Here is a 22,084-nt window from a genome sequence, read left to right as displayed (position 1 = left end):
CACTTAAAAACTAATAACCATTTACAATAGACTAATTCCATGAAAACTCAGAATAAAATCATATTTTATTCTTTTAAAAGTGATTGTGTAAGTGTGTTCATTCCGGGTATTTCGGATTTTATTGAAGTTCAGGATAATATTGAGTGGAAATGTACCTGAAAATGAAGAAGAGCCAGCAGAAGAAAAGGTGAATTTCCTGAACAGAAAGTTTAAATACTTGTTAAATGATTTTTAAAGACGGCGCAATCATCAAGTTGCGCTGTTTTTTTGTAACTTTGCAGACATTAATTTTTATATAAAAAATTTATCATCAACAAATGAAAAAGCAAACGATCAAAGAAGTCCTAAAGGATTACAAGAAAGTATTACATCATGACATTACAGTTTACGGATGGGTAAGATCCTTCCGTGCTAATCGCTTTATTGCGCTTAATGATGGTTCTACGATTAATAATTTGCAGATAGTTGTTGATTTCGAAAATTTTGATGAAGCCATCATCAAGAATATAAGTACAGCTTCTTCCCTGAAAGTAGTAGGAGAAGTGGTGGAAAGCCAGGGAGCAGGACAGTCTGTGGAAATTATCGCAAAAAAAATTATTATTTTAGGAGATAACTTTACGGAAGAACTTCAGAGTACAATTCTTCAGCCTAAGAAACACAGTCTTGAAAAACTTCGTGAGCAGGCTCACTTAAGATTCAGAACGAACCTTTTCGGAGCAGTATTCAGAGTACGTCACGCAGTAAGTTTTGCCGTTCATTCATTCTTCAACCAGAATCAGTTTTTCTATATCAACACACCGGTAATTACAGGAGCTGATGCAGAAGGAGCAGGTGAAATGTTTGGGGTAACCAACTTTGATCTGAATAACATGCCGAAAACTGAAGATGGTGAAATTGATTTTGCACAGGATTTCTTCGGTAAAAAAACAAACCTTACCGTTTCAGGACAACTTGAAGGAGAAACTGCTGCAATGGGATTGGGAAGAATCTATACATTCGGACCTACTTTCCGTGCTGAAAATTCTAACACCACAAGACACCTTGCAGAATTCTGGATGATTGAGCCGGAAGTGGCATTCAACAACCTTGAAGACAATATCGACCTTGCGGAAGATTTCTTAAAATATGTGATCCAGTATGTATTGGATAACTGTAAAGATGATCTTGAATTCTTAGACAACCGTTTTGCGGAAGAACAAAAGACAAAACCGGAAAAAGAAAGAGCAAAAGAAGGTCTTATCGAAAAACTTCAGAATGTTGTCGCTAAGCGTTTTAAGCGTGTAAGCTATACAGAAGCCATCGAAATTTTATTGAACTCTAAAGAAAACAAAAAAGGAAAATTTGCTTACCCGGTTGAAAAATGGGGAACAGACCTTCAGTCTGAGCATGAAAGATACCTTGTTGAAAAACACTTTGAAAGCCCGGTAGTATTATTTGACTATCCGAAAGAAATCAAAGCTTTCTATATGAAACTGAACGATGACAACAAAACCGTTGCCGCTATGGATGTTCTTTTCCCTGGTATCGGTGAGATCATTGGCGGATCAGAGAGAGAAGCAAGATTAGATGTTTTGAAACAGAAGATGGCAGATATGCACGTAGATGAACACGAGCTTTGGTGGTACCTTGATACCAGAAAATTCGGTTCTGTACCGCATGCAGGCTTTGGTTTAGGATTGGAAAGATTAGTTCTTTTCGTAACGGGAATGACGAACATCAGAGATGTAATCCCTTTCCCTAGAACGCCGAAAAGCGCTGAATTCTAGAACAATAAAAAAAGCCTTAATCACAAGTTAAGGCTTTTTTTATTATTTAATAGTTTATTATATTAAGATAAGTAATGCAAAAATCATGCTAAATGTGTTTTTTATCAAATAAATTTATTAAATTCGTAGAATATGTTATGTTAAAACGTAAATAAGAATATGCTTAAACAACACTTACAACTCAAATTAGGACAGAAGCTGGCCCCTCAGCAGATCCAGTTGATGAAGCTTATTCAGCTTCATACTCTTGAATTTGAAGAGGAGTTGGAAAGAGAGTTAGAAGAAAACCCAGCTTTGGAAATTGCGAAAGAAGATTCCAAGGAAGATGAGTATTCTTCTCTGGAAGATGCTTATCAGGATGAGGGTACAGAAAGCATTGAGACAGATTTCGACGTCAATGAATATATCTATGACGACGAACCAAGCTATAAAACCGCATCCAGCAACTACTCTCCGGATGATGAAGAATTTGATAACGAGAGTCTTTTAACGGAAGGACAGTCTTTATATGATTATCTTACAGAACAGATTCATTTGGTAAATATCAATGATGAAGATCTTAAGATTGCAGAATACCTTATCGGGAATCTAGATACAGACGGATATCTGAGAAGAGAGATTAAATCAATAGTTGATGATCTTGCTTTCTCACAGGGAATCTATACCACTAAAGAAAGAGTAGAGGATATCCTTGAAAATTATGTTCAGAAGCTGGATCCGCCAGGAGTAGGAGCAAGAGGTCTGCAGGAATGTCTTTTATTACAGATTGAAAAGAAAGTAAGCTCTGATAAAGCTGTTTCTTTGGCTGCCAATATTTTAAGACATCAGTTTGAAGCTTTAACCAATAAGCATTATAACAAGATCATTCAGAAATATGATATTGAAGAAGATGATCTTAAAGATGCTCTGGATGAAATCTCAAAATTATCTCCGAAAGTAGGAGGGAATTTTGATACCCAGACGATTACCATTAATCAGGAAATTATTCCGGACTTTGTGATTCAGGTGAAAGACGGGCAGGTAGTTCCTATGCTGAACAGCAAGAATGCACCTACATTAAGAGTGTCCGAAGAATATAAAGATATCCTGACCACCTATTCCCATGATAAAAACTCATCGGAACACAAGCAGGCAGCTTTATTTATCAAACAGAAGCTGGATGCTGCAAAATGGTATATTGATGCCATTAACCAGCGTCAGAATACATTATTACAGACGATTACAGCCATTGTAAAGTTCCAGAAGGATTATTTCATTACCGGAGACGAAAAGTCGCTGAAACCAATGATTCTAAAAGATGTTGCAGATATTACAGGTTTTGATATTTCTACCATTTCAAGGGTGGTAAAAAGTAAGTATGCAGATACTCCTAACGGTATTGTATATTTAAAAGATCTGTTCTCAGACAGCTTAACGAATGATGATGGAGAAGAGGTTTCTACCAAAGAGATCAAAACCCATCTTCAGGAAGTTATCAGCAAAGAAAATAAGAGAAAGCCGCTTACAGATGATGCATTAGTGGTGATTCTGAAGGAACAGGGGTATAATATTGCCAGAAGAACGATTGCAAAATATCGTGAACAGCTCAATATTCCTGTCGCAAGATTAAGAAAAGAACTTTAAGTTGATAAAAATAAAAAAGGTGAATAGATCTATTCACCTTTTTTATTGTATTTTAAATTCATCTGATACGCCTAAGAAATCAGAAATATATTGTCACTTATTCTTCTAAACAGACTGAATGTATTGACCTGTTTTCCATATTCTTTGCTTTCCCAATGTATTTTTCCATCTTTATAATCATTCAACAGGACAAAAATTCCTCCATTGATCTTTAAGAAAGCAATAGCGGGAAAGCTCAGTTCTTCAATATCTTCCCACTCGTCCAGCCTTATTACCATTGCCTCAATATCAAAATCATTTTGTAGTATATTGTAAAAGCTAAAAAAGTTATAATCTTCGAGCGGTAGGGTATAGTCTTTTATTTTTCCTGCTTTTTTATGCTGCTGTACAAATTTCTTCAACAAAAAATTAAAGGACAGGAGATACTCATATTTTGCAATCATAAATGCTGAAGTTTTTTAATAAATATAGTAGGCATTTTCTGTGATGTGATTCTTTATGTTCTTTATGCTTATTTTATAGGGGATATTTTCTTCGTTTTTATAATGAAAATCAATCGTACTGATATTCTTTTTACTTATCCCTATCCATTGATTGCCCTTAAGCTTATAAAGAGAAAACTGATTGTAATAGAGTGCGTTTTCACTTTCGTTAATAATGATTAGTTTATTTTTGTCTTGCGGATAAAAGGTAATATGGGTTTTTCCGATCTTGTAAGACTGTTCTTCCAGAAAATTCACATGTTGTTTTTGGTTGTAAGCAAGAAGCCTGGATTTCCAAAATAAAAATCTGTAACGGGTATTGGTTATTCTACTCTCTATTTTTCTTCTGATCTTTTTTAAAGGATAAGATATTTTGTTAGATTTATAATGAATTCCCTGTGGAGAAATTGAAAAATTGCCTTTTGCTTCAAAAGGATCTATAAAGAAATACGGATTATCCTTAAGATTGATAAGGTGAATCAGCAGGTATTGTTTTTCCGTTACGGTATTGAAAATATTACCTTCTACCCAGTGATGGGTTACATTGGAATAAACAAACTCCTGAACGATGTTTTTATGATAATATTTAATTTCCTTTTGAAGTTCCAGCTTCCTTACAACAAGAGTGAAACTTTCAATTTCAGTTTGGATCTCAGTAATATCTTTGGTATGAACAAGATTAAACTCAAAGTTACATTCATCAAAACAGAAATGACGTGTATTCTGTAGAATATGCGCATAATCTTTGCTCTGTTTGAAAAGATTAATGCACTGTTCATTATTTTTCAACAGGGTGAAGAATCCCGCAGGGTAATTTTTGTGGGGTGAAATAACATCATATTTTTTCAATAATTTCTCTGTGATAAAATACCGGATATTCCCGAAAATAATATCAATGTCACAATATCCCCAAAAGTCGTATTCCTTTAAATAATCCTGAAATATTAATCCATAAGCAGGCTTAAAATCACACAATTTATAACCATCCAGAATGTTGATGGATAAATCCAGCTTTTCGCTTGCTATTGTGCTGAATTCAGAAAGACTACTGATCTTTATAAAATGAACATTCGGTAAATGAAAAGGCGCTTCCAGGTTGGTGAATAATAAAAAATCAACATCCGGATTGTATTTGCAGCTGTATAAAAAATGGTTGAAATACTCAGGCCAGCTTTTGCCAAAATAACAGTTTATTAATGCGATTCTGGTCATCTTACATCAGTTTTTTTATATTTAGTAATGAGTCATAGCTTTTGTGTAAGAAGTAGTATAAAACAGACTCATGGATATTAGGCTTTGAAGCAAATATTCTGTTGATAAACATATGAATATAGCTTACTACTAATGATTTTACCATTTGCTGAGACTGTAGTTCCTTTACTTCAGCAATATAACGGGCTGTTTTTTTTGATCTTATATCCAGGATCTTTGAGAACTCATCTTTACCTGCCAAAAGTTCCAGGGTTTGATGTCTGTGATCTCTGTATTTATCTTTTAATGTCTGTTTAGAATTGTCATCAAGCATACTTCCGTATCCATTGGCAAGTTGATTCAGAATGTCCCTTTTTTCTGTCATGTTATAACCGAAATCATCAAGAATACGGTTGATTCCGGCAACGGCAGCTTTCCAGATGGGAGTTTCGGTGTATTCGGCTTCTTTCAGTAACTGGCAGACGCATTCACTGTCAAAGTAAAAAATACTTTCCATCTGGTCTATTGTGGTTTCACCATATCGCTCAATCTCCCTGTTGTAGGTGTCCAGAACAATTTTATGGATAATCATTTCCCGGGTAAGATATTTGTCAAGCAACTGATAAATCTGGCTAGAAAGAATATGATCTTGTGAAGTTGTCAGAAATCTTATTCTGATGTGCATGTCCGGATCACTGTAACGTATGAAGAACCATTTTTTTATAATTCCTTTTTTAGCAAGTCCACTGGCAAATTTATAGAGGGTATCTTTAATAATCTGATCCGAAACCTTTGTGCTGCAATAAATTTTGTAGAAAAGCCACTCACTTCCCGGAACAAAATTTCGGGTCACTGTATTTTTTACAGGGAAAAGGGTTAGTTTATCTTTCTTTTTGCTGCTGAAATTATTCCATGGGATAAGGAATTCATTGCTGTGATGATTTCCGTTAGCATCCTTAGTAACAGTTTTGTATTGACTGGAAAGGTTTTCCAAAACTCTTATCTGTTTTTCTTTTGATAAATGGTCAAAAAGTATTTCCAGAGAAAGAGGATTGTTTGTAAATACAGGAAGTTCCATGTCTTTTTCTGTGAAAACACAGATTTCAGGAATATTTTTCTCCTTTAAATACTCTTTGAAAACCTGAATAGAAGCTTTTTTTCCATTGAAAATTTTATCATAATCCAACAACCACGATGCTCTGGACAGAATCACATTATTGATCATTATTCTGGGCAGATATTCATAATTAACAAACATACCCCAGTTCCAGTTATAGGAAGGCGTTGTGTGCTGGTACTGAAGATCACATAGAAAATGATACATCGGTACTTTATGCAGGTTATAATTATGTGCAGATGAAAGACTTGGAATAACTTCTTTATTATATTTTTTAGAACGCAGAACAATTCTGTCATTTTTCACAGAAATCATAATGTCATTCAGATAAATAGGCTCGCCATCAGTATTGTGGCGGTTGATGATTGGTATTTCATACTTTCTCAGATGAGGTCTGATTGTAATATTTCCAACCCTTGGCTGCGGATTGTGTACCACTTCAGCAATGATCTGCCCGTCAAAGAAAGATTCTTCTTCCAACAGTGCATTTTTTACTGATGCCTCCAACTGATCATCCATATGGCAAAAACGTCCCAGGTAGGTAGAAGATGAAGGTCCGTCACTGTATTTATGGAAAATAAAAGGTTTTCCTTCCTGATCTTCATAGATATGGACCAATGAAGACATTGAAAAAGGAATGTTTTTATTCTCTTCTAAAAAGGGAGAAACTTCTTCTTGTATAATCTGTATTACATCTTCATTATTTTTTAGGGCATTAATGAGCTTTTCTCCTAAAAACTGATTCCATTTCAAAGATCCCTGAATAATGTTGGTAGTATTTTCAGATTTAAACTGAATTCCGTCTGTCAAATTAGAATTTTCATTATCCGAATGTAAAGGATAGCTGATACCTGAAAGCGGATCAAGAGCCAATAGTATCGGAATTTCCTGCTGATCATATCTTGCGATGAATTCCTTTTTAAAATTATCCAGAGCGTCAATAGTATCTGCAGCTCCAATCTGAAAGACTGTAGAAAGTACTTTTTTAAAGTCCTTAAAAATATTTTTATCCAGTGTATTGGATGTTTTCCCTTTCAGTAAGTCTGTCTGAAGGATATTCTTTTTGTGATTTTTAATCCCGATTGAGGTTAATATCTCAGAAATCTGATCAACAGCAAGAAATGTACTATTGGTTTCGTTAGCTTTCTGTACAATTTCAAAGATAGTAATCAGGCTTTGGATCAGTTCTGCAGTCTCTTTGTTTTCTTCATCCGCTGGAATTTTCAAATCTTTTAAAAACTGATAGATAAAATTCTGAAAATTCTTGTCAGTAACCTTTGGTGAAAGTTCACTGACAAGAATTTTTGAATCTATCAATTCGTTGATATAGTCGAAACTGTCTTCATAAGAAATTTCCTGATTAACTAATATTTCTATGATTGCTGAAAGCGTTAAACCATCCTGACAGGCTTTTATGATTGAATTCAGATATTTGTTTTTTTCGGTAGAAATAATCTCATACTTCAACCCTGAATCCTTGATGGTAGGCTCAATATAACGGTATTTATTTTTAGTGCTGTAGATGGTATTGTTGGTATAGAATTTACAAACTTTTCTCACCTGCATATTTTCTTCCAGCTTTACCGTAATATCATGCAAAAGCTGCATATCCAGTCTTGCAAATATTTTATCCTGATCTTTATCCAGGGTAATATGAGTGCTGTCACTCCATTCGCCCATACTTACACCGGCATTGGTGCCGAAAGGGATGGTTCTGAAATGAGTTCTCAGCCAATATTTTAACAGAGATTTTTTTATTTTATCCGCTTTTTCTTTGGACATTTTTTTTTCGTCCAGGTTGATAAGCTGTTCATATAAATCCGGTGATGATAAATAAATGGTATTACGGAAACTTTCTGTATGGATGTCCTCTTCCCACTGATCAATGTTTTTCTGTGGAAGAAGAGGGGTTCTCAGCAGGTAAAAGTTAAGTTTTTCTATATCGTTGTATTTCATCCTATGTTCATTAAATAAATTTTGTCCCAATCTTTGGCTTTATCGGGATACTGATAATCCAGCAATACCATTCCTACTCCGGAAATACCTTCCAGAAGTCCTGTATGTTCTGCCCACTCGTCATTCTTAAGATCGAAAGGAAATTTTGCTCCTTTATCCAGTTGTTGTAAGGTTAGAGACATCCAGTAATCGTGAGCCTTTTTCAGTTCTTCATTTTGAAATATCCTGTGGAATTTATTGAATATATGAGAAATTCCAGATGTTCCGTGGCATATTCCCGTGTCTATACACTCATTTTTTTGACTATAAAAAACCCCGGATCTGTCTGCTTTTACTTTTGTTAAATTCAAAATCATCGAGTGGCACATCGTTTTCAGCTCCTCATCCTGTAAAACGGTGTAAGCTTTCCAGATGCTTATTGCAACTCCTAAATCACCATAGCACCATGCAAGTCTTTCCGATAACTGTTTCTCTCCTGTGGCGATATTGAGTTTTGAAGGAAATATGAATTGTACATCTTTATTTTCTTCATAAAGTTCCTTTAGAAAGTTGACACTTCCCCTGATCAGTTTTGCACATGTTTCCTTCTCACAGTCTTTATGATAGCATTCGGCTAAAAAGGATATGATAGAAGGCTGGCCGTGAGCAAGACCAAGGTCAATGATATTGTCTTCTTTTACTATATGATCAATCCAGAAAAAGGATTGGTTTCTTTCATGTTTTAAATGGTCTATGTGAGACACTATTTTTGCAACGGCATCCAGTTTTTGAATTTCAAGAAAATAGATTCCTAACCCAATCAGACCTGTGAATAAATCGTACTCTTTTTTGTCTGCAGCGGCAGAAAGCAGTTCCAGGAAAAATTCAATAGAATCTTCTTCTATGCTTTCAATGTCTTCATCCGTAATAATATTGGAATTATGCAGAAGTCTCATGAAGTAGATGATGGCTAAGCTTCCGGTAGCAAATGATGAATAAGAAGCTTCTGACGCCATGTCAATAAGATCCTCAATTTTTTCAATCTCAACATCATTGTTGTAAAATAATGAATAATACCCGTTTCCCAGACTAAACGTAATATTTTCACCTTTGTCTTCATTACATTTTTCTGAAATTTGGGTCAAAAAAAAGTCAATTTTATCTTTATACATACTGGCTTAATATTTCAATAGCTGTTAAGGAATCTTTGTGTGATCTCGAGATATTATTAAACATAAATTCATTATATCCGTAGAGTTCTTTAAATTCCAGCAGTTTTTCCTGAAAGAAACTTCCGTCTCCTACAAGGCTTATGTTGCTTATATCGTTGTTGGTACTTTTTTTAGCAACGTTGATCGCCTTTTGTTTTGTTTTATGACAGCAACCTGAAAAAGTAAGGACCATTGATGGTTCTTTCCCATATTTTGCTTTGTATTCTGTTCTGAAATTTTGTAATTCTTCTTTCAGATATTCTTTGTTTGATTCTCCATGAAATATGGATCGTGCAAAATTAAGATCATGCTCTAAAGCCACTTTTAAACCTGAATGTGAAGATCCCATATACCATACATCCGGAATATTTCCTTTGTAAGGAGGAATAATTAAATCTTTTTTGAGAAATTCACTTTCATCTCTTAAAAAGCTTAACGTAGATTCCAGTTTGGGAAGAAATGATGAGAAATAATTATCTTTATCTACATCCACATTAAAATATTTAAGATCATATTCACCAACGAGACCTTTAACAAACCCGAGGTCTAATCTTTTGGGATATAAACTGGATAACAGCTTATAATTGTGAGCCACTCTGAAAGGGCTTTGTAAGGGTAAAATAACTCCTGCAATTCCTATTTTTATTTTTTCTGTTAAGCCTAATAAGATGGGAATCAGCATTTCAGGAGTAGACCAGGCCATGTCGTGTGCTTTTGAAAAATAGTTTTCAGTAACCCAAAACCTTGAGAAACCGAGTTCATCCGCTCTTGTAGCATAGTCAATGATATCGTATAATGATTTCTTAGAATTGTTGAGCGAGTTTTCTCTTATGCCAAATTCTAAAAGGCCTATTTTTAATTTATTTGCCATAATAGAGCTATTAAAAGCAGCTACCCCTTACGGAGTAGCTACAGTTTTTGTAAAATGTTTCTGATTTACTAAGCAGGACAAACGCAAAGGTTAGTAGATCTGCTGCTTCCAGCAGTACATGTCCAGTGTGAACAATCAAAAACAGATGTTACTAGCTCTTTTCCAGCTTTTACTGATTTCATTTCTTCAGAGTTTAATTGAGATAACTTCTCTTTTTTAAGAGTTAACTTTTTTGTAAGCTTTTTGCTCATGGTTTAAAAAATTTTAATTTGTACCTACTCGTTAGCTTTTCGGTTTCCGCTTTATTATCAATTAAATTATATTTTTAAGAATTTGATGATTGACTTATTAAGTATGTCTGGTTTCTCAAACGGAATATAATGGGATGCATCAGGAACGATCAATAGCTGTGAATTTGGTAGGGTACTATTGATTAATTTCGTGTGTTCTTCTTTGATTACGTCATTGCTCCCAGCAATAACCAAAACAGGGTTTTTAATGGTTTTCAGCTGATCTGTCTCTATATGAGGCTGCTGAACCATCAGTTTTATTAATCTTTGGTTAGGAGCATCCTTTATTTCAAGTTGCTTTTTAAACATATCCAGGGTTTTAGTTTCTATACCTTCCGGATTGAGATTAGCTCCAATAACGATCAATTTATTAACTAATTCAGGATGATTAATAGTAAATAATAAACCTGTAATTCCACCATCACTCCATCCTACAATATTGAATTTGTTAATGTTAAGTTCTTTTGTTACTGCAAGTAAGTCATCAGAAAACTTTTCATAAGTATAATCTTCCGTGGAAAGATCTGTACTTCTTCCTTGTCCTCTTGTATCTAATACAATTACTTTGAATTGTTTGGCCAAATCAGGAATCTGATTATAGAAATCTGATATACTGCCATTGTTCCCATGAAGCAGTACAAGTGGTTCTCCACTTCCATATTCTTCATAGTATATTTTAGCATTTTTGAGATCAATATACTTTCCGGATTTATTTTTTCCATACATAGTTTTCTTGGCCTGTTCTTTATTGTTATAATAATCAACAAGCGTTTGATCTTCAGTGTTATTAACTGTTTGGCTTATATTCTTCGGAGTGTTTTCATTTTTATCTTTTATATAATTAATATCAATATTAGAGATAAAACTTCCTTTACTAGCTTCCCATTTTCCCTGACTTTGATAGCGGAGCAGCAGATCATTAGATAATGTTTTTTTTGCAGAGATTCCAAATACGAAGTCTACATTATCCTGAGGTACGCTTTCAACGAGCTGTAGGGTAATTGCCACTTGATCAAGACCCGTGTAAATTAATTTATATTTTTGTAGATCAATGGTTTGCCAGCCTGTAGTGCTCGTTTTGAATATTATATTTTCATAAAGTAGAGATTGCTGTGGTAAATTATCCTTTACAGAATATATATTAAGCTTTAAAGTAATTTCCTTGAATTTAGAACTCGGAATAATAAAAAAATTATAGCTATTAAGTTTTGTCCACTTATAAATGTTGAATATTTGTCCCTGCTCTATGGTTGGAACATTTTTATCAAACATTTTAGAGAAGGTAAGCATAGGTCTTTTTGTATTGCCCAGTGCTTCATTTTTTGTTTTTTTTCCTGTTATACTAATTTCCGGAATAACATTAATCTTTTTGCCTAATTTGATATGCGCATCTGTGGTTATTTCTTGTACAGTAACTTTTTTATCGTTATAGCCATTAGATTCAAATATGATATAGTCACTTTTTTTTGCATGTTCGGGGATATCTATTGCATAGTTACCATTAACATCGGTAATTGTGCTGGTATTTAGATTCTCCAGATTTATGGAGCAGTAAGAAATAGCTTGATTGCTTTCATCGGTAACTTTCCCTGAGATTTTTTGAGAGTAAAGGTTTATACTAAGCAAAAGGACACCTAGTACCGATAGAATTTTCATGAGTTAGTTTTTTTGTAAATATATTATTTTATTTCATATTAATCACATGACAAGGAAAAAAAATAAAAAAAAATTTTACCAAATATTCTTTCTATTTATCGTATTTACTGTTTTTTTTAGTTTATTTCAAAAAATACACATTAAATTTTCAGTAAAATTAAATTTCTGCAATGCTCTTGTTTTCTATATTTTTCACATGCTGGTGTGTTAAATAACTCTATTTTTTTAAAAAAAATAGAGTTATTGATTTCTGGTTGGTGAAAATGAAGCTCATTGATAAGAAGAGGAAGTTAAAATTATTGATTGGAGCTTTTAATTATACTACACAATCTTAGTGATTACTTTTTACATGATCCAATCCCAGCTCCTTCATAGAAATCTCCCGCATTTCAACCTTTCTTATTTTTCCGGAAATAGTCATGGGGAATTCATCTACAAATTTCCAGTATTTCGGTATTTTATAATGAGCAATTCTTCCTTTGCAGTATTCCTGCAGCTCTTCTGCGCTGATGGTAAATCCTTTTCTCACTTTTACCCAGGCCATCACTTCTTCCCCCAATTTTTCACTGGGAATACCAATGATCTGAACATCCAGAATGTTGGTGTAAGTATATAAAAAATCTTCAATTTCTTTAGGCGAAATGTTTTCTCCACCCCGGATGATGAGGTCTTTTATTCTTCCTGAAATGGTAATATAGCCGTCTTTGTCCATTACTGCCATATCTCCGGTGTGCATCCAGCGCGCATCATCCAAAACTTTTTTTGTATTTTCGGGATCATTCCAGTATTTCAGCATGACAGAGTAGCCTCTTGTACAGAGTTCACCATGTTCTCCACGCTGAAGAGTTCTGCCATTTTCATCCACAATTTTTATTTCAAGATGATCCTGAACGGTTCCTACAGTACTGACCTGTTTTTCCAGCGGTGTTCCTATTAAAGTCTGAGTAGATACAGGTGAAGTTTCTGTCATTCCATAGCAGATACTCATTTCTTTAATATTCATCAGGCTTTCCACTTTCTTCATAATTTCCGGAGGACATACGGAACCAGCCATAACACCGGTTCTCAAACTTGAAAAATCATAGGTGTCAAAATCTTTTACTGCCAGTTCAGCAATAAACATAGTGGGTACTCCATACAAGGAAGTACATTTTTCATCCGAAACAGCTTTTAAGGTAATCTCCGGATCAAAACTATCATTGGGGATTACCATACAGGCTCCATGAGCTGTACAGCATATATTTCCGATCACCATCCCAAAACAGTGGTAAAAGGGTACAGGAATGCAGACACGGTCTTTCTCAGTATATTTTAGTCTGATCCCTATAAAATAACCGTTATTGAGAATATTATGATGGGAAAGAGTAACCCCTTTCGGAAAACCGGTCGTTCCGGAAGTATACTGGATATTAACAGGATCGTCAAACTGTACATGCTCTTCAAAACTGTGAAGCACTTCATCTGAAATTTCCTGCCCGTTATTCACAAAGTATTCCCAGTTTTCATCAAAGAATATTTCGTGCTCAAGGGTTGGACATACTTCTTTTGCATATTCAACCATCTCTTTATAATTGCTGGTTTTAAAGCTTAAAGAAGAGAAAATAAAACGGACTTCAGACTGATTGAGTACGTACGTCAGTTCATGAGTTCTGTAGGCTGGATTGATATTCACTAAAATAGTTCCTATTCTTGCCGTTGCATACTGTAAAAGTACCCATTCATAACGGTTGGAAGACCAGATTCCGATTCTGTCTCCCGCTTTTGCTCCTAAAAATAATAAAGCTTTTGCAACAGCTGTAGTCTGATTGTAAAATTCCTGATAAGTAGCTCTGTAATTCTGATGAACGCAGACTAATGCTTCCTGGTGGGGGTGTTTTTCGACAGTACTTTTAAGATTGGCTCCAATAGTCTGTCCTAATAATGAAACCTCAGAAGTTCCATATACATAAGATAAGGGCATAGTTTAAGATTTGGTGGGATAAAATTAACAATTATATCCCGAACTATGCCTATGTATACTAATTTTCCTGAGAATCTATTTCTTTAAGCTGTTTTAGATTTTTATCAAGCTTTTTAATAATAGTGCCATATACCAGTCTGTAATAAAGCCAGATCATAGAAATCGCAAGCAATGTGCTTACTGCTATTCCAACAATAATAATCGTAAGATTGGAACCACTAGGCTCTATATTCTGAGAATCTAGTATATAAAAGATAAAAGCAACCAATACAAAAGTGAATATTAACAATAATACGATGCTGATGAGAATAAAAGCATTGACTGTTGTTTTGAATTTAATAATTCGGGTGATAAGACCCTTCAGATTTTCTTCAATTTTGATTCTTCGGTAATTCTGGTAAAATTTTAATACAAAATATGCTGTGATCAATAAACTTAAGACCTTGATAGCTAAATAAGCATAACCGAAGTTGTTTTCTACTTCAGGAGCTTCCTGAGCACCTAATCTTTCAAGCATTTTGCGGAAGCTTTCTGATTCCTCTTCAGGGAAAAAGAAAAACAGTCCCAATACTGAAAAGAACAGTAATTCTACGACGCTGATCCAGAAAATATATTTTACATAGTTTCGTGACTTTCTATTCAACATCTGAAGAATCTCAGTGTTATCATATTTATGCTGTACAGGTTGTTCCTGCCATGTTTTCTTAAAGCTATCTAAATCAAATTCAGGCATATTTTTCCATCTGTTCTTTAAGGGTTTTCTTTAATCTGTTCATTTTCACGCGTGCATTGACTTCAGTGATTCCGAGGTTTTCTGCGATGTCCTTGTAAGGCAGATCGTCAAGATACATCATGACAATGGCTCTTTCCACATTAGGAAGAGTCTTGATTACAGTATACAAAAGTGATACCTGCTGCTGTTTTTCATCATCATCTTCCACAAAATCCTTGTGGTTGACGTCCAGCTCATTCGTAGGAAGGCTTTTGCTTTTTTTTCTAAAAAGAGTAATGGCTGTATTGAGCGCTACACGATACATCCATGTGGAAATTTTAGAATTTCCTTTGAAGGAATCATAACTTCTCCAGAGCTGTAACACGATTTCCTGGAAGAGATCCTCTTCATCTTCCAGAGAATTGGTATAGAGGCGCGATACTTTAATAATCAGTCCCTGATTATCTTTGATAAGCTGCGCAAATTCTTTTTCTCTGGAATCCATAGATATATAATGGCACGAAGATAATAATAAAGTAGTAATTAGTGAAAATTATAATAAGAAATCGTAAAAAGGTTAAATAGCAGAATAGCGGATAGCTGCTCAGGTTTTAGAATATTAATTCGTATTTTCATTAAAAAAGAAAAGAAAGATATTTACCAATCAATACCATTTACAGAGAGCTAAAACCCGGTAGTCATTTCTCTATTTATCTTTTTTACCACAAAATTTATGTACCTTTGCATCCGCGAGAAAATCGGCTTGTTGATTTCCCGTTTTACGGGAGGTAGGAAAGTCCGGACACCACAGAGCAGCAAAGCGGATAACATCCGTCACCCGTGAGGGTAGGACAAGTGCAACAGAAAGCAGGTACAGTTCGGCTGTAGTGAAACCAGGTAAACTCTTTGCGGTGCAATGATAAGTATATCGGTTCTTTTCAGTAATGAAAATAGGGGCGGCTCGTCCTGAAAGCCGAGGGGTAATCAGCTCAAGTGTTGCAGCAATGTAATACGTAGATAAATAACAGGCACTTTTTCGGAAGTACAGAATCCGGCTTATAGATTTTCTCGTGATTTTTTAAAAGCTGGAAGTCAGAGGCTGGAAGAGTGAAGTTTTTTAACGTAATGATTGTAAACCTCCATCTTCAAGCCTCTAAATTTCAACCTAGTTTATTCACTTTCCAACTGTTTTTTAGATTCCTGTAATTCCTGTCTGTCTTTATCTGAAAGAGTGGGATATTTAAGATTCATTTTCTCCAAAGTATCAATAATGATCTGAATAGCGGCTACTCTTGCGAACCACTTATTGTCTGCAGGAAGCACATACCATGGTGCGTGATCTTTGGATGTTTCGTTGATAGCGGTTTCATACGCTTCCATGTATTGTTCAAATAAGGCTCTTTCCGGAAGATCTCCAGCAGAGAATTTCCAGTTTTTTTCCTGCTCATCTATTCTGTCCAAAAGTCTTTTTTTCTGTTCATTCTTAGAAACATTTAAAAAGATCTTCACAACAGTTGTTCCGTTTTGTGAAAGATGTTTTTCAAAATTCCGGATACTTTCATACCTGTTTTCCCAGAATTTGCTGTCAAAATCTTTTACGGAAGACCATGTTTTTTCGCTCAGATTATATTCAGGATGCACCTTGCATACCAGAACGCTTTCATAATGAGAGCGGTTGAAAATTCCTATCATTCCTTTCTGTGGCAGGGCAAGGTAATGTCTCCATAAAAAATCATGAGAATATTCTTTGGAGCTTGGTGTTTTAAAACTGGTTACATTACATCCCTGAGGATTCACTCCTCCGAAAACATGCTCTATCATACTGTCTTTTCCTGCTGCATCCATAGCCTGCAATACAACCAGCAAAGACTTGCCTCCGTCAGCATATAATTTTTCCTGCAGCTCACGAAGTTTTTCTTTTTCCTGAATCAGCATTTGCTCTCCCTCTTCTTTAGTGAGCTTTCCATTATAAGACGTTGATGCTTTTTTTATCGAAAATTTTCCGTTTACCTTAAAGTTATCTGAGAAATCGGTGTCCATATTTTTTTTATTTAAAGATAAAAGTAAAAAGATAAAAGTAAAAAGATAAAAGTGAAGATTTTATTACAATTCAATAGAGGTGGGCTTTAGCCCAGCCATTTAAAAAAGATCCGAAGGCTTCAGCCAAACCCTGAATAATATATTTGATAAACGTCAATACATTTACTGCCACCTATTACCTGTCATCTGCCACCTAATCAAACATAAATGTAATAAAAAAACCGCCTCCATGGAGACGGTTCTTTTATTTTTTTGAGTAGAGCTTACTTCGCAGCAGCCTTTTTGGCAAGTTTTGCAGCTTTTTTCTCAGCTTTAGCAGCTTCTTTCTGTTCAGCAGGAGTTAACACTTTTGGCTCAGGAGCGTTAGCATCTACGTTACCTTTGATGTAGATTACACTTCTGTTGTTTGCAGGATCATTAGAGAAAACCTCAATCATTTTGTTGAAAGGGCCAGGAATAGCTGTATTGTATCCCACCTTAATTTTCGCAGACTTTCCGGGCATGATAGGATCTTGGCTGAATTCAGGAGTTGTACATCCACAAGAAGGCTTTACATTGGAAAGAATCAAAGGCTTATCACCAGAGTTCGTTACAGTAAAGAATCTTGTACCATCAGCATTAGGCTTAATAGTTCCGTAATCGAAAGTCGTTTTATCAAATGTAATGGTTTGTGCAGATGCCAGAGCAAAAGTCCCGAATAATGCAATTCCTGCAATTAATTTTTTCATATTCTTGAATGTTAATACGTTTGTTAGATAATTTTTGTGAAACAAAGTTAAAAATTATTTTAATTCATGCTTAAAAATTTTTTTCTTTAGACTATTTTTGCAAATTGCAAGCCAAAGAAATAGAATTTATGCAGATTTCAGAAAAGTACAATCCACAGGAAACAGAACAAAAATGGTACAATTACTGGTTGGAAAACAAATTTTTCCACTCAGAACCTAATGACAAACCACCATATACCATAGTGATTCCTCCTCCAAACGTGACGGGGATACTACACATGGGACATATGTTGAACAATACCATTCAGGATGTTCTGGTCCGTCGTGCAAGAATGCGCGGTTTTAATGCTTGTTGGATACCGGGAACAGATCACGCTTCAATTGCTACTGAAGCCAAAGTTGTTGCTAAACTGAAGTCTGAAGGAGTCAGTAAGTCAGATATTACCCGTGAGGAGTTTTTAACCCACGCATGGGACTGGACCAATAAATATGGAGGAACTATCCTTGAGCAGCTGAAAAAGCTGGGATGTTCTTGCGACTGGGACAGAACCAGATTCACTATGGAAGATAAACTTTCCCAGCAGGTTATCAAAAGTTTTGTAGACCTTTATAATAAAGGACTCATCTACAGGGGGCACAGAATGGTCAATTGGGATCCGGAAGCGAAAACCAATATCTCTGACGAAGAAGTAATCTTTAAAGAACAAAACGGAAAATTATATTTTCTTAAATATAAAATCGAAGGATCTGAAGAATTTCTTTCGGTGGCTACTACGCGTCCTGAAACTATTTTTGGGGATACAGCGGTATGTATCAATCCGAATGATGAAAGATATGCTCACCTGAAAGGTAAAAATGTAATCGTACCCATCGTTAACAGAGTAATCCCAATCATTGAAGATGAATATGTGGATATTGAATTCGGAACAGGAGCTTTGAAAATTACTCCTGCTCACGATATCAATGACTACGAAATCGGACAGAAACATCAATTAAAAATGATTGATGCGCTGGATGATGACGGAAACCTTAACGAGCATGGTCTACATTATGCAGGAAAAAACAGATTTGATGTAAGAAAACAAATCGCTAAAGAACTTGAAGAAAAAGATCTTTTGTTGAAAGCAGAAGATTATGTCAATAAAGTAGGAACTTCTGAGAGAACAGGTGCGGTTATTGAACCTAAAGTTTCAGTACAGTGGTTCCTTAAAATGTCTGAAATTGCTAAGCCTGCTTTGGATGTAGTAATGGATGATGAGGTTAAGTTTTATCCTGAAAAGTTTAAAAATACCTATAAGCACTGGATGGAAAACATCCGTGACTGGAATATTTCCCGTCAGCTTTGGTGGGGACAGCAGATTCCTGCTTATTACTATGGGGAAGGAGAAAATGATTTTGTAGTTGCTGAAGATAAGCATCAGGCTCTTGTAGTATTAGAAGAACAAAAAGGAATTATTGCTAATCTTGAAGATTTAAGACAAGATGACGATGCATTAGACACATGGTTCTCCTCATGGCTGTGGCCAATGTCTGTTTTTGACGGATTACTTGATCCTGAAAATAAAGATATCAACTATTATTATCCAACCTCTGATTTGGTTACAGGTCCGGATATTATTTTCTTCTGGGTAGCCAGAATGATCATGGCCGGGTTGGAATACAGAAAAGAAGTTCCGTTCAAGAATGTTTATTTTACAGGAATTGTAAGAGATAAGCAGAGAAGAAAGATGTCTAAATCTCTAGGAAACTCTCCTGATCCTATTGAATTAATGGAAAAATATGGAGCTGATGGAGTACGTGTAGGAATTCTATTGAGTTCTGCGGCTGGAAATGACCTTCTTTTTGATGAAGATCTGATGCTTCAGGGAAGAAACTTCATGACGAAGATCTGGAATGCATTCCGTCTGATCAATATGTGGAATCATGAAGATAAGCCGGCTGTTGCTACAGATAACCAGGCTATTGAGTGGTTTGAAAATAAACTGAACAAAACAATCGCTGAAATTAATGATCAGTTCGAGAAATTCAGAATTTCTGATGCATTGCATTTGATCTATAAATTAATTTGGGATGATTTTTGCGGTTGGTATCTTGAAGCGATCAAACCTAACTATGGAGAAGGAATCTCTAAAGAAGTATATAACAAAACAATATATTTCTTTGAAGAGCTGATGAAGTTACTTCATCCATTCATGCCTTTCCTGACAGAAGAACTATGGCAGACTATCTCAGATAGAAGTATTGATGAGGCTTTAGTAATCGCTCAACAGAAAGAAGCAGGAGCGTTTGATGAGACAATTATTAAAAACTTTGAAACGGCAGCAGAGTTGATTTCAGGAGTTAGAAATTACCGTCAGACAAAAGGAATATCACCAAGAGAAGCGGTTGAGGTTTATACCAATGCATCTGAATTTGCCAATGAAGCTGTAGTAAGAAAGCTTGCTAATGTTTCTGATATCCATTTCGGACAGAAAACTGATAAGCCGAGTTTTACCTTTCTGGTAGGAGCAACTGAAGTTTCTATTCCATTAAGTGAAAACTTAGATTTGGCAGAAGAAAAAACTAAAACTGAAGAAGAATTGAAATATTTAAAAGGATTCTTGATTTCAGTAGATAAAAAACTTTCCAATGAGAAGTTTGTTGCCAATGCTAAGCCGGAAATTGTTGAGGTAGAGCGTAAGAAACAAAAAGATGCTCAGGATAAGATTGCGATCCTTGAAGAGAAACTGAAAAGTTTGTAAAGTATAGACAATAAATTTTGTCAAATCTCAGGCTGGATACACATGTATAATTGTATCCAGCCTGATGGTTTAAAGAATAAATACAATGATACATATAGAAAACATACAAAAACTATTCTCGAAAGACTTTGTAGAAAGTCCTTTGCTTGAAAGTTTTGAAGTAGGAAAGATTTATCTTTCAAGCGGGAAACTGGTTGCCTGTGATCCTTTGATTACTAATGATATGCTTCCTTTCACTACAGAATTTCCGAAAGGAGATTTCGCAGTAATGCTTCACAAAGAAAGAGATAGCAACTGTGTTGCCTATGCCGAAATTATATTCAATAATTCTGAAATTAAAGAATGGAAAATGGCTACCACAGCAGGACAGAAAATAAAAGATCTTGAGGAAGGAGAGGTTTTCGGATATCCTGTAGAAAGTGGGATGGGATGCCTGATGGATGTTGATACCCAAAACAGTCTTAACGAACTGGAGCAAAGATTATATCAAAATAAAGGAGGTGATTTTATGGGAATCTATGAAGAATTCTTCCATGACTATTTCTTTGATGAAAACGGAGCAATAGATCAATACGCCTTTCTTAAACCGGCAAAAGAACATCCCGGAACTATATTTGCTTTTGAAACCGGATATGGAGAAGGATTTTATGCCAGCTATATAGCCTACAACAAAGATCAACAGCCAGTGAAAATAATTACTGAATTTATAGAAATAAGTTAATTTTAAATTAGTTATTTTTGAGACACAATTTTTGTCAGTTATAAATTTTAAAGCTAATACAAAACACAATGAATTTCTCATCAGAACAACCCCGTATTATTGTTGTGGGCAGCTCATCGATAGATTTGGTTCTTGAAACCGAAAAACTCCCTTTGCCTAATGAAACGGTTTTAGCCGTCAAGTCAGATAGTTATTTTGGGGGGAAGGGAGCCAATCAATCAGTAGGTACAGCCAGACTGGGAGCAAGTGTATATTTTATCGGATGCGTCGGGATGGATCCTCTTGGGCAGCAGATTATGAGAAATCTGGTAAGCGAAAATGTGAATGTAGGATTTGTTCATGAAACAGATAAAGAAGCTACAGGAACAGCTTATGTAACAACTTCTCACGGAAACGCAGCGATTGTTGTAGTACCTGCCGCCAATAAACACCTTAGCAAATCCCATGTAGACGAAGCAGACAAGTATTTTCATACCACAGACCTTGTATTGGTACAGCTTGAAGTTTCTATGGATGTTGTAGAGCATACCATTAGAAAAGCTAAGAAATACGGAAAAAAAGTAGGGTTGTATGCTTCTCCTGCAATGAGAGTCAGTGAAGAAATTCTAGAAATGGTTGACTTTATTGTGGCAAAAAGTAACGAATTATATGTTATTTTCGGGGAAGAAAAAAGGGAAGAGGTTCTTAAAAAATATTTCAATAAAGTTTTTGTAAGAGATGATACCAATTCCACCATTTATTTTGATGGTACAGAAATGAAATATTACAGAAACGATAAAGATGAAAAAGTATATAAAATGGGGATGGGTGATGCATTTACATCAGGATTTGCCATTGCATTATGCCATGGGAATTCCATTGAAGAATGTGTGAAATTCGGGAATGAAGTTTCATCAAGGGTTTCCGGAGGCAAAGGCTCTCAGACAGGACTTCCGAGAATATCAGATTTCTTTTCTTAAAGCTATTTACGGCATATCAAAAGTCTGAAACTTAACATAAAAATATAAGTAAAATGTCCACTTTTATAGTGGATTTTTTCT

At 35.1% G+C, this 22,084-nt stretch carries 17 protein-coding genes and 1 other RNA gene; 6 read left to right on the top strand and 12 right to left on the bottom strand.

The genetic code is table 11. From position 1 onward, the window contains the following. The first annotated feature begins 317 nt into the window (after positions 1-317). Together asnS and rpoN are read left to right on the top strand one after the other, a co-directional pair. A complete protein-coding gene (asnS, locus tag BW946_RS11455) occupies positions 318-1,766 on the top strand; it encodes an asparagine--tRNA ligase (RefSeq protein ID WP_076596316.1) in 1,449 nt (482 codons plus the stop codon). Between the two features lie 159 nt (positions 1,767-1,925). Then, positions 1,926-3,389, top strand: a complete 1,464-nt coding sequence (gene rpoN / locus BW946_RS11450) for an RNA polymerase factor sigma-54 (protein ID WP_076596315.1) — start codon at positions 1,926-1,928, stop codon at positions 3,387-3,389. Positions 3,390-3,460: 71 nt separating this feature from the next. Here the strand turns inward: rpoN and BW946_RS11445 are convergent, their stop codons facing one another. The 10 genes from BW946_RS11445 to BW946_RS11400 form a co-directional block, all read right to left on the bottom strand. Beyond that, entirely contained in the window at positions 3,461-3,832 is a 372-nt protein-coding gene (locus BW946_RS11445; protein ID WP_076596314.1) for a hypothetical protein, read from the bottom strand. 15 nt (positions 3,833-3,847) lie between these two features. Then, positions 3,848-5,083: a DUF6625 family protein gene (locus BW946_RS11440; RefSeq protein ID WP_076596313.1), complete on the bottom strand. Its 1,236-nt coding sequence runs from the start codon at positions 5,081-5,083 to the stop codon at positions 3,848-3,850. 1 nt (position 5,084) lies between these two features. Further along, entirely contained in the window at positions 5,085-8,135 is a 3,051-nt protein-coding gene (locus BW946_RS11435; RefSeq protein WP_076596312.1) for a lantibiotic dehydratase, read from the bottom strand. Beyond that, positions 8,132-9,259 carry a lanthionine synthetase LanC family protein gene (locus BW946_RS11430; RefSeq protein WP_170872078.1) on the bottom strand — a complete coding sequence of 376 codons (1,128 nt, stop codon included), beginning with the start codon at positions 9,257-9,259 and terminating at the stop codon, positions 8,132-8,134. Before BW946_RS11430 ends, BW946_RS11435 begins: the two co-directional genes overlap by 4 nt. Before the next feature lie 19 nt (positions 9,260-9,278). Further along, positions 9,279-10,196: an LLM class flavin-dependent oxidoreductase gene (locus BW946_RS11425; protein ID WP_076596310.1), complete on the bottom strand. Its 918-nt coding sequence runs from the start codon at positions 10,194-10,196 to the stop codon at positions 9,279-9,281. 68 nt (positions 10,197-10,264) lie between these two features. After that, complete coding sequence (locus tag BW946_RS21415) at positions 10,265-10,447, bottom strand: class I lanthipeptide (RefSeq protein ID WP_076596309.1); 183 nt, start codon at positions 10,445-10,447, stop codon at positions 10,265-10,267. Between the two features lie 66 nt (positions 10,448-10,513). Continuing rightward, complete coding sequence (locus BW946_RS11415) at positions 10,514-12,142, bottom strand: alpha/beta fold hydrolase (RefSeq protein ID WP_076596308.1); 1,629 nt, start codon at positions 12,140-12,142, stop codon at positions 10,514-10,516. Between the two features lie 331 nt (positions 12,143-12,473). After that, positions 12,474-14,102, bottom strand: coding sequence for an AMP-binding protein (locus BW946_RS11410; RefSeq protein ID WP_076596307.1), 1,629 nt, complete (start codon positions 14,100-14,102; stop codon positions 12,474-12,476). Between the two features lie 58 nt (positions 14,103-14,160). Continuing rightward, the gene (locus BW946_RS11405; RefSeq protein ID WP_076596306.1) at positions 14,161-14,835 is read right to left on the bottom strand and encodes a beta-carotene 15,15'-monooxygenase; all 675 of its coding nucleotides are present in this window, start codon (positions 14,833-14,835) and stop codon (positions 14,161-14,163) included. Beyond that, entirely contained in the window at positions 14,828-15,319 is a 492-nt protein-coding gene (locus BW946_RS11400; RefSeq protein WP_047378820.1) for an RNA polymerase sigma factor, read from the bottom strand. Before BW946_RS11400 ends, BW946_RS11405 begins: the two co-directional genes overlap by 8 nt. Positions 15,320-15,564: 245 nt before the next feature. Between BW946_RS11400 and rnpB the strand changes: the two genes are divergently transcribed. Further along, an RNA gene (rnpB, locus tag BW946_RS11395) (RNase P RNA component class A) lies at positions 15,565-15,889 on the top strand. A gap of 95 nt (positions 15,890-15,984) precedes the next feature. Here rnpB and BW946_RS11390 read toward each other — a convergent pair. Next, positions 15,985-16,854: a polyphosphate kinase 2 family protein gene (locus tag BW946_RS11390; RefSeq protein ID WP_076596305.1), complete on the bottom strand. Its 870-nt coding sequence runs from the start codon at positions 16,852-16,854 to the stop codon at positions 15,985-15,987. A 263-nt stretch (positions 16,855-17,117) separates the two neighbouring features. Further along, complete coding sequence (locus BW946_RS11385) at positions 17,118-17,582, bottom strand: DUF1573 domain-containing protein (protein WP_002977002.1); 465 nt, start codon at positions 17,580-17,582, stop codon at positions 17,118-17,120. 128 nt (positions 17,583-17,710) lie between these two features. Here BW946_RS11385 and BW946_RS11380 point away from each other — a divergent pair, with 128 nt between their 5' ends. The 3 genes from BW946_RS11380 to BW946_RS11370 all read left to right on the top strand — a co-directional run bounded on the left by BW946_RS11380 (position 17,711) and on the right by BW946_RS11370 (position 22,003). Next, complete coding sequence (locus tag BW946_RS11380; RefSeq protein WP_076596304.1) at positions 17,711-20,323, top strand: valine--tRNA ligase; 2,613 nt, start codon at positions 17,711-17,713, stop codon at positions 20,321-20,323. 85 nt (positions 20,324-20,408) lie between these two features. Then, entirely contained in the window at positions 20,409-21,044 is a 636-nt protein-coding gene (locus tag BW946_RS11375) for a DUF4241 domain-containing protein (protein ID WP_076596303.1), read from the top strand. A gap of 68 nt (positions 21,045-21,112) precedes the next feature. Beyond that, on the top strand, positions 21,113-22,003 hold the full coding sequence (locus BW946_RS11370; protein ID WP_076596302.1) for a ribokinase: 891 nt from the start codon (positions 21,113-21,115) through the stop codon (positions 22,001-22,003). Positions 22,004-22,084: the final 81 nt, after the last annotated feature.

The organism is Chryseobacterium sp. RU33C (assembly GCF_900156015.1).
In the GTDB taxonomy this organism is placed as follows: domain Bacteria; phylum Bacteroidota; class Bacteroidia; order Flavobacteriales; family Weeksellaceae; genus Chryseobacterium; species Chryseobacterium candidae.
This window is presented reverse-complemented; position numbering and strand designations above follow the sequence as displayed.